This window comes from Ignavibacterium sp., assembly GCF_025998815.1.
Lineage (GTDB): Bacteria > Bacteroidota > Ignavibacteria > Ignavibacteriales > Ignavibacteriaceae > Ignavibacterium.
This window is the reverse complement of record NZ_AP026678.1, coordinates 3,172,646-3,184,829: the sequence shown is the minus strand read 5'-3', so window position 1 is coordinate 3,184,829 and position 12,184 is coordinate 3,172,646. Positions and strand designations below refer to the sequence as shown.

At 33.7% G+C, this 12,184-nt stretch carries 13 protein-coding genes; 2 read left to right on the top strand and 11 right to left on the bottom strand.

Annotation, left to right across the window (positions count from 1 at the left end; all coding sequences use genetic code 11):
- Positions 1–54: 54 nt before the first annotated feature.
- Both Q0X14_RS13785 and Q0X14_RS13780 read left to right on the top strand, forming a co-directional pair.
- Positions 55–282 (top strand): NifU family protein, encoded by a 228-nt coding sequence (locus tag Q0X14_RS13785; RefSeq protein ID WP_297839812.1) that lies wholly within the window; start codon positions 55–57, stop codon positions 280–282.
- Positions 282–1,334, top strand: coding sequence for an AI-2E family transporter (locus Q0X14_RS13780; RefSeq protein WP_297839809.1), 1,053 nt, complete (start codon positions 282–284; stop codon positions 1,332–1,334). Before Q0X14_RS13785 ends, Q0X14_RS13780 begins: the two co-directional genes overlap by 1 nt.
- A gap of 112 nt (positions 1,335–1,446) precedes the next feature.
- On the opposite strand, the gene holA is transcribed toward Q0X14_RS13780, so the two are convergent.
- Genes holA through gcvT form a run of 11 tightly spaced genes read right to left on the bottom strand, consistent with a single transcriptional unit; the run spans position 1,447 to position 12,176 of the window.
- Positions 1,447–2,457 (bottom strand): DNA polymerase III subunit delta, encoded by a 1,011-nt coding sequence (gene holA / locus Q0X14_RS13775; RefSeq protein ID WP_297839806.1) that lies wholly within the window; start codon positions 2,455–2,457, stop codon positions 1,447–1,449.
- Positions 2,444–2,566, bottom strand: a complete 123-nt coding sequence (locus Q0X14_RS13770; RefSeq protein ID WP_297839803.1) for a MetS family NSS transporter small subunit — start codon at positions 2,564–2,566, stop codon at positions 2,444–2,446. The genes holA and Q0X14_RS13770 overlap by 14 nt, the downstream gene beginning before the upstream one ends.
- Positions 2,563–4,044, bottom strand: coding sequence for a sodium-dependent transporter (locus tag Q0X14_RS13765; RefSeq protein ID WP_297839800.1), 1,482 nt, complete (start codon positions 4,042–4,044; stop codon positions 2,563–2,565). Before Q0X14_RS13765 ends, Q0X14_RS13770 begins: the two co-directional genes overlap by 4 nt.
- Before the next feature lie 24 nt (positions 4,045–4,068).
- The gene (locus Q0X14_RS13760) at positions 4,069–4,659 is read right to left on the bottom strand and encodes a peptidylprolyl isomerase (protein WP_297839797.1); all 591 of its coding nucleotides are present in this window, start codon (positions 4,657–4,659) and stop codon (positions 4,069–4,071) included.
- 9 nt (positions 4,660–4,668) lie between these two features.
- Positions 4,669–5,517, bottom strand: coding sequence for an undecaprenyl-diphosphatase UppP (gene uppP / locus Q0X14_RS13755; RefSeq protein WP_297839793.1), 849 nt, complete (start codon positions 5,515–5,517; stop codon positions 4,669–4,671).
- Between the two features lie 9 nt (positions 5,518–5,526).
- The gene (locus tag Q0X14_RS13750) at positions 5,527–6,186 is read right to left on the bottom strand and encodes a hypothetical protein (RefSeq protein WP_297839791.1); all 660 of its coding nucleotides are present in this window, start codon (positions 6,184–6,186) and stop codon (positions 5,527–5,529) included.
- The gene (locus Q0X14_RS13745) at positions 6,183–7,238 is read right to left on the bottom strand and encodes a lysylphosphatidylglycerol synthase transmembrane domain-containing protein (RefSeq protein WP_297839788.1); all 1,056 of its coding nucleotides are present in this window, start codon (positions 7,236–7,238) and stop codon (positions 6,183–6,185) included. The genes Q0X14_RS13750 and Q0X14_RS13745 overlap by 4 nt, the downstream gene beginning before the upstream one ends.
- The gene (locus Q0X14_RS13740) at positions 7,225–7,827 is read right to left on the bottom strand and encodes an outer membrane lipoprotein carrier protein LolA (protein ID WP_297839786.1); all 603 of its coding nucleotides are present in this window, start codon (positions 7,825–7,827) and stop codon (positions 7,225–7,227) included. Before Q0X14_RS13740 ends, Q0X14_RS13745 begins: the two co-directional genes overlap by 14 nt.
- 26 nt (positions 7,828–7,853) lie before the next feature.
- Entirely contained in the window at positions 7,854–10,310 is a 2,457-nt protein-coding gene (locus tag Q0X14_RS13735; protein WP_297839783.1) for a DNA translocase FtsK, read from the bottom strand.
- Positions 10,311–10,358: 48 nt separating this feature from the next.
- A complete protein-coding gene (locus Q0X14_RS13730; RefSeq protein WP_297839780.1) occupies positions 10,359–11,090 on the bottom strand; it encodes a 2-phosphosulfolactate phosphatase in 732 nt (243 codons plus the stop codon).
- Positions 11,091–11,096: 6 nt separating this feature from the next.
- Positions 11,097–12,176, bottom strand: coding sequence for a glycine cleavage system aminomethyltransferase GcvT (gcvT, locus tag Q0X14_RS13725; protein WP_297839777.1), 1,080 nt, complete (start codon positions 12,174–12,176; stop codon positions 11,097–11,099).
- Positions 12,177–12,184 lie beyond the last annotated feature (8 nt).

The following is a 12,184-nucleotide window of genomic DNA, read 5'->3' as shown; positions in this document are numbered from 1 at the left end:
AGCTATTTTTCGTATAAGAACAATTTATTTTTCAGAACATTTTCATTCATTACAATGATTTCGGAAAGCTCACTACAAAAAGCTCTCAATTCTATCAGACCATTTCTTCAGGCAGATAATGGAGATGTTGAATTGGTTGAAATCAGTCAGGATGGAATTGTCAAAGTCCGTTTAATCGGAGCTTGTGAACAATGTCCTCTTTCTGTTATGACATTAAGAGCAGGCATTGAAAGAGCTTTGATGCGTGAAGTTCCGGGCATAAAAAGAATTGAGGCTGTCTGATGTCTGAAACTGTTCTTAAAAAATTTTCAAGAACATTTCTTCTGATACTTGCAATTGGAATACTTCTTTATTTCGCTTATCTGATAATTGATATTTTCATAATTCTTGCGATATCAATTTTGCTTTCATTGATACTTGAACCATTTGTTCATCAGCTGGAAGAACAAGGTATTAACAGAACTTTTTCCACTTTGATTGTATTTATCGCCTTTGGTTTTATTATTTATCTTGCTCTGTCGGTAGTAATTCCGAAATTAATTTATCAGATGGATCAATTGATAACATCGTTAAGAGGATTCTCTTTCAATGAAGAATTAAAAGTTCTTGAAGCTAAAATTCTCAGAGTATTTCCATTCTTTAGTAAAGGCGAAATTTCGAACCGAATTCAGAATTTTATATCGTCTCAATTAGCAAATACTGTTTCTCATTTTTATGAATATGTAAGTGGATTGGTCTCCATTGTTGCCGTACTTGTTATAGTACCTTTTATTTCTTTCTTCTTATTAAAAGACAGCAATAAGATTAAGAGAGAATTAATTCACCTTGCACCAAATAAATTTTTTGAACCGGCTTACTGGATTTTGAAAAGAGTTACTTTGCAGTTGGGCAGATTTGTCCGCGGTTGGATTTTTGACGCTACTTTTGTCGGTGTTGTTTTGGGATTTGGTTTCTGGTTTATCGGAATTCCTAACGCTTTGCCTCTGGGTGTAATAGCCGGACTTGGTCATTTAATTCCTTACTTCGGCCCGGTTATCGGTGGTGTTCCGGCAATGATTATATCTGTTATTTACATAGGTGATCTATCTCAGATTCCGTTAATAATTCTTCTTGTGGCTCTGACTTATACAGTTGATAATGGCGTTGTTCAACCTTATGTTTTTTCAAAGAGTGTTGATATGCATCCTATCGCAATTATCCTTTTGATTATAGCAGGTAGTCAGTTATTTGGATTATTAGGAATGTTGCTTGCTGTTCCGACCGCAACAGTAATCAAAACTGCTGCTAAAGAAATTTATTTTGCTTTCAAAAATTATAAGCTCGCTAAATTATAATTTTTACTTTCTGTATTAATCCAATCATTCACCGATTCATCCATTCAATCAATCATTCAACAACTCATCAATTCACTCATTCAATCAATCATTCATTTAACCTTTCATTCTTTCAATCCGGAATTATTTCTGCAATTAGCATTGTAAGAACTGTTTTCTGATCCAGCGGACTTGTTTTAATAGTAAGATCTGCATTAAACAAAGCTCTGAAAGCATTTGTAATAGCATTGAGATCGTATCTTTTGCGGGCTTCAACATAATTTTTATAATAGAAAGGATGAGTACCAACAATTCTGGCTGCTTCCTGATCCGATATTTTTAATGCATTAAGTTCATCAATCTTAGCAAGCGCACTGAAGTAACGATTAAGCATTCCGATAATCTGAATCATATCAGTACCTGATTCATAAAGATTAAAAGCTATCTCCAGAGCTTTGGATTTTTCTTTTCTTCCAATTGAATTTATCAAATCAAAAATATTGAATTGTTTTAATTCAGTTGCAAGTTGTTGAATACTTTCAAGTGTAACTTCTTTTTTATCATTCAGGAAAAGAAAAATTTTCTCCAACTGTAATTCAATCAGAGAGCGATTTTCACCAACAATATCAATTAATAACTGAGCGTTCTCATCAGAAATATTTCTTTGATTTTCTTTAACATAAGATTTAACCCATTCAACTAAAGCATCACCTTTCATTTCTTTTGATTCAAATATCTCACCTAACTTGTTAAGAGTTTTATACGGCTCAGAATCAGGTTTTGTTATAGAACCTTCATGCAGAAGTAATATAACAGTGAACTCAGAAGGAGACGCAGCATATTCAGCAAGTTTGTCTTTGTCTTTTGGTTTCTCAGCATTTTTTACGATTAAAAATTTTTTACCATCTCCAAAAGGAAAAGTTGATGCAGCGGATAAAATTTCTGTAAAAGAATTTTTACTACCGTAGTAAGTTTCTTTGTCAAACTCTGAAGCAAGAAGCGGTGTTACTGCTTTTTCAATAACAGATTTAGCATAATCAAAACTGAATGTGTCTTCGCCAAAGACATAATAAATTGGTTTAAGACCGTTTGTCTTAATATCTTTTGGAATATCAAACACTGATAAGAATTTAGTCTTTGCCATTCAGTGATTTCTGTCTTTCATAAAATAATGCTCTGCGAATAAAATAAATCAATCCGCCCCAAACAATACTAAGTACAATAACTGCTGTGATGATAGTTTCAATTCTCATTTATTATTCTCAACGGTTTTATGATACATACGCTTATTAAAAATTAAAAAGACTGTTATAACAATCAACCATTGGAATAATGCTGTGCCAGCATTTTCTGTGTGGAAAGGATTCCACCATTCAGGGTCCCACGATACTGAAGAAACTAACCACCAGCTCACCAAGGCAATAACCTGCACTGGAACCAAATATTTTATAACAATATTATACCACTTACCAATTTTAACATCACTTCCGATTCCGTTAATAACTTCATTTCTGAATCTGTTTACTCCAAACTTAATTATTGCAAAAGCTATAAAAGCACCGCTCAATAAAAGTCCAACTCCCCAAACCCAATCCTGATTAATCAAAAAGTCCATATTTATTGCTGAAGGCAATCCAAATAAAAATGCAATTACTGAAACAAAGATGATTGCTTTTCTTCTTCCAACACCAAAATCAATTAGCGTTCTGGTTGCAAGTTCAACCATCGAAATAAGAGATGTGAGAGCTGCAAAAAACAAAGCAAGAAAAAATGCTGATGCAAAGATGGAATTGATAAAAACACTTTCTGATAATTGCCCGAATAATTTAGGAAGATAAATAAAAGTTAAACCTGTATTTGCTGGTCCGCTCTGAGAAATTTGTTGCAAAGCATTCGAATTTCCATCAACAGTACTAAGTGCAAAGACTGTAGAGAAAATTGTTATGCCTGCCACAAGTGAGATACTATTATTTCCAAAAGCAATTAATGAAGCATTCAGAGAAATATCTTCTTTATGCCGCATATAAATTGCATAAGTCATAATCAAACCCCAACCGGCACCTGTGTCCCAGGCATTTTGTGTCAGAGCATTCAACCAGACTTTATAATCGAGTATGATGTTTAAATCCGGAGTAAAAAAATATTTTATTCCTTCAATTGCACCGGGAAGTGTAATTGCACGAACAAATAATCCAAATAAAATAATCAGCAGAGTTGGAACAAGTACTTTGGAAAACTTTTCTATTCCGTTTGTGATTCCCCTGAATACCACAAAAGAGACAATTCCAATTGCAATCAGATGAAAAACCAAAGGAAGATAACCGGAAGCAAATTGATTCCAGTAATCAAGATGGTTATCCACCTGCATCAGATTTCCGGAAGCCGCAGAAAGGAAATATCTGAGACACCAACCGGTTACAACGGAATAATAAAACATTATTCCGGTTGCGACCATAACAATAAAGGCTCCCATCCAGGAAAAATTTTTTCCGGCAATTTTCCCCATCGCACCGATTGGACCTAGCCGACTATATTTTCCAATTGCAAACTCTGCAATTATTAAAGGCACTGACCAAAGCAACAGAAAAATTACCCACGGAATAAGAAATGAACCTCCGCCGTTCTGAGCAACAACTCTCGAGAAACGCCAGATATTACCTGTACCAACAGCGATTCCGAGAACAGAAATAATTAACGCCCATCGTGTTGAGAAAAATTCCTGTTGCTTCATTCTTACAATCTTTTTTAAGTATGATTATTTCTTTGGAGCTTGCTTCGGTCTTTTTTCAATCGTTACCTTTTCCATTACAACATCTTTCAACGGTCTGTCTTGCTGATTTCTCGGAACCTTACCAATTGCTTTTACTACATCCATTCCTTTAATTACTTTTCCAAATACGGTATGTCTGCCATCGAGCCAGGGAGTTGGAACAAGTGTGATGAAAAACTGACTACCATTTGTATTTGGTCCGGCATTAGCCATTGAAAGAATACCTTCGCTATCGTGTTTAAGTTCAGGAACAAACTCATCTTCAAATTTTCCGCCCCACAAACTTTGTCCGCCTCTTCCTGTTCCTGTTGGGTCACCGCCCTGAATCATAAAATTATCAATAACTCTGTGAAATATCACACCGTTGTAATAACCTTTATTTGCAAGACCAACAAAGTTCTCAACAGTTTTAGGAGTTTTATCCGCAAATAATTCAAGTTCAATTGTTCCCATATTAGTCTGAATAATTGCAACAGTCATTGAGTCAACCATTTTCTTTTTATCCTTTTTTTGTTGTGAAAATAAAATTTGATTTGCCACAAAAATTAAAACAAGAGCAAAAATTATTTTTTTCATCTGACCTCCTTATGGTTTAATTATATTTTGCGATATTAAGATTAAAATAGATATGCCTAAAATTATCCGGTAAATTATAAAAACCATTGTGGAATTTTTTTTAAGGAACTTTATTAAAAAATCTATTGCAATGTATCCGCTTACAGCACTTACAATTGTTGCAATTATCATATTTAAAATCATTGCATTATTAATAAAAGATGATGCTTCATATAATTGAAGTAAGCCACTTGCTAGCACAGCGGGCACACTTAATAAAAAAGAAAATCTGGCAGCAACATCACGCTTTAATCCAAGGAATAAACCGGCCGTAATGGTTGTTCCCGATCTTGATGAACCTGGAATCAAAGAAACTGCCTGCGCAATTCCTATCATAATAGAATCAAAGACTGTGACATCACTTATATCTTTTTTAAACCGCGAAATTTTTTCTGCAACAAATAAAATAAGAGCCAGAATAATCAGACTTGATGAAATTACATAAAGATTTTTTGTAAACGCACCTTCAATCTGATCTTTGAATAATAATCCAATTACTACAATCGGAATTGTTCCAACTATAATTAACCAACCTAACTTTGAATTTAAATTCTGACTGATAAATTTTTTTCTGTTAATAAGATTATCATTTACAAAATCCCTTACAATTGCAATCAGGTCATTAAAAAAATAAATCAATACAGCCAGCAATGTTCCTAATTGTATTACTGCAATAAAAGCTGTCCAATGTTCAGGATGTTCTTCTGAAATTAGATTAAGTAATTTTCCTGCAAGTGTTAAGTGCCCTGTTGAGCTGATTGGTAAAAATTCAGTTAAGCCCTGGATAAGCCCTAGAAAAGCTGCATCAAGAAAATTCAATAAAACCTCCTAAAAGAAATATGAAACTCCCAGTTTGATTCCAACTGAAAGCGAATTGAAATTTACATTTTCATTAAGAACATTATTACGCAGATTACCTGGATTTCCGCTTGGTTCTCCATTTAAATCATATCTTATATCAGCAATAACATTTGCATATACATTTCCACTCAGTAATGTATTTCCTTCTGCGCGAATTATTGCACCAAATCCTGTTGAAGTATATTTATCTGACCTTGCTGAAGCCGGTAATGTTTCATCAACTGAAATGAATCTTAAACCAGCACCACCACCAAATTTAAAGTTATAACCTCGCCCACTTAACACATAAAACGCAAGAACTGAAGGCATCATTAAATCATAAGAAATATCATATCTACCATTGATGTTACTTGCATTATAAGAATAAATCAGATAAGCCAGTTCAAATGAAAGCTGAAAGTTATCGTTTAGTAGTCTTCCATACTCTCCGGAAAAATTAACTGCGGTATTAAAAGTCGGTAACTGACTTCCATCAGAAGCAAAATTGCTTTGATTGATATAATCAATGAGAGAAGGAGTATTAATAAAATCAATTCCCATACTTGCACGAAGTTGGTTTTGCTGAGCACTGAGAAAAACATTTGAATAGAAAATTATTACAATAAAAAAAACTCTCTTTAATTTCATAATTCCTCAATCTGACTTTTCGAGATTTCTGCAAGCGAGTGGTTCTTTTTGTAAAACAGAAAGTATATGACCACTGATGTTAAGATAAATAAAATGTAAGATATGATGTGAGTTAAAAATGCATAAGCTGCACTTACTGTTTCGCTAAATCCATAAAGAAGAACTAAAGTTGATTTTGCCAATGTGTGATATGACCCTGTGCTGCCCGGAGTTGGGATTATTACTCCGATTGAACTGATACTCATCAGAACCCAACCCATTGTGAATGTAACCGGTTGAATATGTTGCATATTTAACATCAGCAATCCGACATAGGAAGTAAGAGCATAAACTATAATTATCAATGCTGAAAGCAGAAAAGTTATGTAATAATTTTTTCTTCCTTTAAGACTGAAAAACCCTTGTGTAAGCATAGAAAAGATATAAGCAACTTTGTCAGCCATTGAATGAGAAAACCGATTTAAAAGTTTTATTATCCATTTAGAAAATTTTTCTTCATACCTTAAAATGAAATAAAGAAATAAAATGAATATGAATATCAAAACGGCTGAAACATAAAGTGTTGTAAGAAGCCAAGGAAAACTTTCACGGATATTTTCCGTTGATATTATGATTGCAATCAAAACCGAAGAAGCTAAAGCTATTATATCAATAATTCTTTCAAGTATAACCGTTCCAAACATTGATGAACGGGAAAGACCTTCCCACCTTCCGAATAATACTGCTCTGGTTACTTCACCAAGTTTTGGCGTAATGCAGTTTACTCCATAACCAATCATAAGTGAACCGAAGAGATGAGAAAATTTTGTATCCGGTTTTACTGACAGAAGAATAAACTTCCATCTGTAGGCGCGAAGTAAATGGCCAAGATAGAATAGTGAGATAAAAATTATCATCCAGAAAAGATTTGCATTACTGGCAATCTCAAGAACTTCATCAAAATCAACATCGTGAAAAGCGATATAAAGAAAAATCACCGCAAGCAAAAATGAAAGGAAGTAATTAAGAAAACTTCTGAACGACAATATTTTTTTTGATTTATCTGAGGTCAATTATTTTGGTTCCTTCGGGTGGATTGAATGAGAATAAGGAATCAGAAATCTTTTGATTCAGCTTGTAGTTACTCAGATTGATTTCATTTGTATTATTGTTATAATCACTGAGAACAATTTTTTGAATAAGATTATCTGAGTTTATCCATAAATCAATCTTCCTGAACTGAAGATTTGTTGTTTTTGGTGTTAGCTCAAGTACCTTTACATTACCTTCACTTCGAGCCGAGAGAATGCACTCATTCGGTAACTGATAAACAAGATAGTTAATCGAGTATATTGAATTATTCTCACTGTCGTAATTCGTGATTACATATTTTTTCTGGGATGCGTTGTAATTCCAGGCAGAATTTCCATCACTTCCGATTACCTGATTTTTATTTTCAATACGGTATTTGTTTTCTTTCTTAAAAATTATTTTACCTGAAAGAATAACTTTTCCACCAGCGTTTTGTGAATAATCAACAGACAAATCTGATATTGAGTTATATTTATTCTGCAATTCTCTTAAAATAGAATTTGCATCTGATTGAGAATAACTTAACACGCTGAACACAGCTACAATAACCGCTACAACTATTTTTTTCATCATCATTCCTTTTTTAACTCTTTGGACTATAACGTTCTTAAAATTGTTTCAAGTTGTTCTTCATTTTCAACTAAAATTGTTCTTGCTTTACTACCGTCATTCGGACCAACAATTCCCGCTTCTTCAAGCTGATCCATTATTCTTGCTGCACGGGAATAGCCAAGTTGCAATTTTCTTTGGAGAAATGAAACTGAACCTTGCTGATATCTTACAATAATTCTTGCAGCTTCTTCAAATCTTTCATCAAGGTCATCAGCAAAACTTGAAGCAGCACTTTTCTTTTTATCATACAATGATGGCAATTGATATGGTTTTGAAAATGCCGGCTGCGAATAAATATAATTAGTGATTCGTTCTACTTCTTCCGTTGAGATAAATGCATTCTGAATTCTAATCGGTTTTGGAGAACCCGTTGGAAGAAACAACATATCACCTCTTCCAAGAAGTTGTTCGGCACCATTCATATCGAGAATAGTTCTTGAATCAATTTTAGTAGCAACCTGATAAGCGATTCGTGCTGAGAAATTTGCTTTAATAACACCAGTGATAACATTAACAGAAGGTCTTTGAGTTGCAAGCACAAGATGAATTCCTACTGCACGTGCCAATTGAGCTAAACGAGTAATTGGTTCTTCAACTTCTCTTCCTGCAGTAATCATCAAATCCGCAAGTTCATCTACAATAACAATGATATATGGCAATGGATAATGCTTCATCGTTTCAGTGTCTTTTGGTTTTGTTGCAGGATCGGAAACTTTCTTGTTATAATCAACAATGTTTCTTACTGCTGCTTTTGAAAGTTTATCATATCTTCTTTCCATTTCATATTCAACTGCTTTCAACATCAACACTGCATTTTGTGGTTCTGTTATTATTTCTTCGTTTAAGTCCGGTGAAGCAGCAAGATAATGTCTTCTTAATTTATTGTAGAATGAAAGCTCAATCTTTTTCGGATCGACAAGACAGAATTTAACTTCCGATGGATGTTTGGTATAAAGTAAACTTGTGATAATCATATTTATACCAACACTTTTACCGGAACCTGTGGATCCGGCAATTAACAAGTGTGGCATCTTTGACAAATCAGCAACATAAACATCACCGCTGATTGTTTTACCGAGCGCAATTGGTAATTCAGCTTTGGTATCACCGATTTTTCCAAGAACTGATCTTGCATTAACCATTGATGCCTGGGCATTTGGAATCTCAACTCCAATTGCACTTTTACCAGGAATAGGAGCAATAATTCTTATTCCTTTGGCAGCAAGTGCAAGTGCAATATCATTCTCAAGTCCAACGATACGGCTTATCTTAACTCCCGGAGCCGGAACAATTTCATAAAGAGTAACAACAGGTCCTGGAGTAACTGAAATATCTTTTATTTCGATGTCAAAAAGTTTCAGTTTGTCTTTTAGCAGTTCTGCATTTCGTGTAAGTTCTTCTTCAGCAACTTTGTAATTTTCTTCAGGAATCGGATCAAGTAAATCGAGTCCGGGCATTTTATATTCAATTTTTTCTTCCCACTGATTCGGAAGAGTTGATTCATCTGTCTGATTATCTTCTTTCTTCGGAAGTTCTCCGGTTTTTTCTATATCAACTTTTTTAACTTCTTCTTTAATAACTTCGTTTTCGGGAATTTGCTGTGGTGTTTCATCTTTCTTGATAATTCTTATTCTTGTTTGCTCTTCAGCTTCCTCTTCCATCAATTGTGCTGCAGTGACTTCTTCTTTTTCTTCTTTTACTTTTTTCTTTTTCTTTTCAGAGGTAATCTTTTTAATCTTTTCAAGATTATCATCTTTTAATTCAGGTTTTATTTCTGCTTCAGCTTCTTTTTCTTTTGTAAACAGATTGAACAGATAGATTGCAAGATTTTTTAATCTCCTTAAAAGTTCTTCAATCTTAACATCGAAAGCATAAATCAATAGCACTGATGATGCAAGAACGAGAATCAGAATGCTGCCCAACCCTCCGAAAGTTCTGCCAAGAAAAGCGCCGATAAAATCACCAACAAATCCCGACAATTCATAGATCCCCTGAATCATTTCATAATGTGACCTCAACAATCCAAAGAATGATGAAAGTATAATTGCGCTGATCAGAAGGAAATTAAAGATGTGAATAACTTTTTTCTTATCGTACTTTTTGAAATAAAGTGTGCCCCAAATAAAAAGTAATACAGGAAAAACTATTGAAAAATATCCCAGTGTGGCTTTGATAAGAAAAAGTGAAATGTGTGCTCCAACAACTCCAAGCCAGTTATGAATTTCTAAATTTTGTTCGAAAGAATTGTAAACATCATCAAAGAGAAAAGTAAGATTTGCTTCATCGGCTCTATTAAAAGTTACTATAGCAACTAAAAGAAAAACTGATAACAGCATAAGAAACAAGCCGAGAATTTTATTTTTCTTTTCCGGTGAAAAGGAAAAATACTCACGCTCCTTTGCATTACCGTTTGTTTCTTTTACTGATTTTTTCTTTTTCATTTTTTATGGACAATCGGATAAATAGAAAATCAAATTAATTCAGAAGTTCTAATCAATTTCTTTCATTAACTTAAGAACACCATTAACATAATACGGAATAGTGTTGTAAATATTTAATTGCGAACAGTAATTAATATCTTCTTCAAAACCATTTTCTAATAAAAGTTTGCCGTGATCACTTTCGTTTAACATTTTTAGCAAGTCGCTTCCATATTTATCATTCAATGCTAATGAAGCTGCAACTGAATCATTAATTTCTACTTCTGGCTCTAAAGACAAAATTTCCGAAACAAGCTTACCGGCACAAACAGTATCTTCTAGAGAAAAGAAATTATTTCTTCCTGCGCAGATAATTTCAACATTCTTTTTCAATGATACAAGATGTTTTGCAACAGTACTAAGATTAAGAAAAGAACAAACAAAAAGGTTCTCAGAAAATTTAGCTTTAGTAAGTGCTTTGGTTCCGTTTGTTGTATAAAATACAATTGATTTTCCGTTAACAATTTTTTCTTCGTACTCTAAAGGCGAATTACCAAGTGCGAAACCCTCAATTTTTTTTGTGTTACGTTCGCCACCGAGCAAAGTTTGTCCTCCAAACATTCCACCTGAAACTTTAACTGCAAATTCAATTGTACCAACCGGAACAACTTCTTTTGCACCATTATTCAAAGCCGTTATAATAGTTGATGAAGCACGCAAAACATCAATCACAACTGTGGTTTTGCCAGTAAAGTAAAGTTCATCAGCAACTATCGGAGAAAAAAGAACATTGACCTTCATAGAAAACTATTTTTTTACAAATGGAAGTTTAACAACTTTTGCAGGAAAATCTTTTCCTCTTACTACAAAATTAACTTCTGTATCTACTGCGGAAAAATCCTTTTCAACATATCCAAGAGCAATTGGTTTATCAAGAACCGGACTTACTGTTCCACTCGTTATATGTCCAATCTTTTTTCCGTTTGCCGAAATATCATATCCGTGTCTTGGAAATGTTTTTTCTTCTGAAATCATTGCAACAAGTTTTCTTGTAATATTTTCCTTTGCTTTTAATAATGCATTTTTACCCACGAAGTCAGATTTATTAAGTTTTGTTATCCAACCAAGTCCGGCTTCAAGTGGATTTGTAGTTTGATCAATGTCATTTCCATAAAGACAATAACCCATTTCTAATCTTAACGTATCGCGGGCACCTAATCCAACGGGCTGAATATTAAATTCTTTTCCGGCTTCAAATACTGCATTCCAGACTTTTTCGGCAATTGCTTCATCACCTTCAAAATAAAGTTCATAACCAAGCTCACCTGTGTAGCCGGTTCTTGAAACAATCATTTCAACTCCGGCGATTTTCATTTTTGTAAAATGATAATACTCGAGGTCAATTTCTATGTCAGCAATTTTCTGAAGTGTTTTAAGTGAATCAGGACCCTGAACTGCAAGCAGAGAAAAATCATCGCTGCGATTTATTATTTCAACACCGAACTTGTTATTCTTATTCATCCATTCAAAATCTTTCTGAATGTTCGATGCATTTACGACCAGAAGAAACTCGTCATCAGAAATTTTATAAACCAACAAATCATCAACTATTCCACCATCATCATAACACATTGCAGAATACTGAACTCTTCCAGGAAAAAGTTTTGAAGCATCATTAACAGTGATGTATTGAACGAAATCCAATGCCTGCTTTCCTCTTATAAAAATTTCACCCATATGTGAAACATCAAAAACTCCGACACTATGACGAACAGCTTTATGTTCCTGAATAATTGATGAATATTGAATTGGCATTTCGAATCCGGCAAACTCAACAATCTTCGCGTTAAGTTTTTTGTGAATGTTATAGAATTTTGTTCGTTTCATAAAAATTT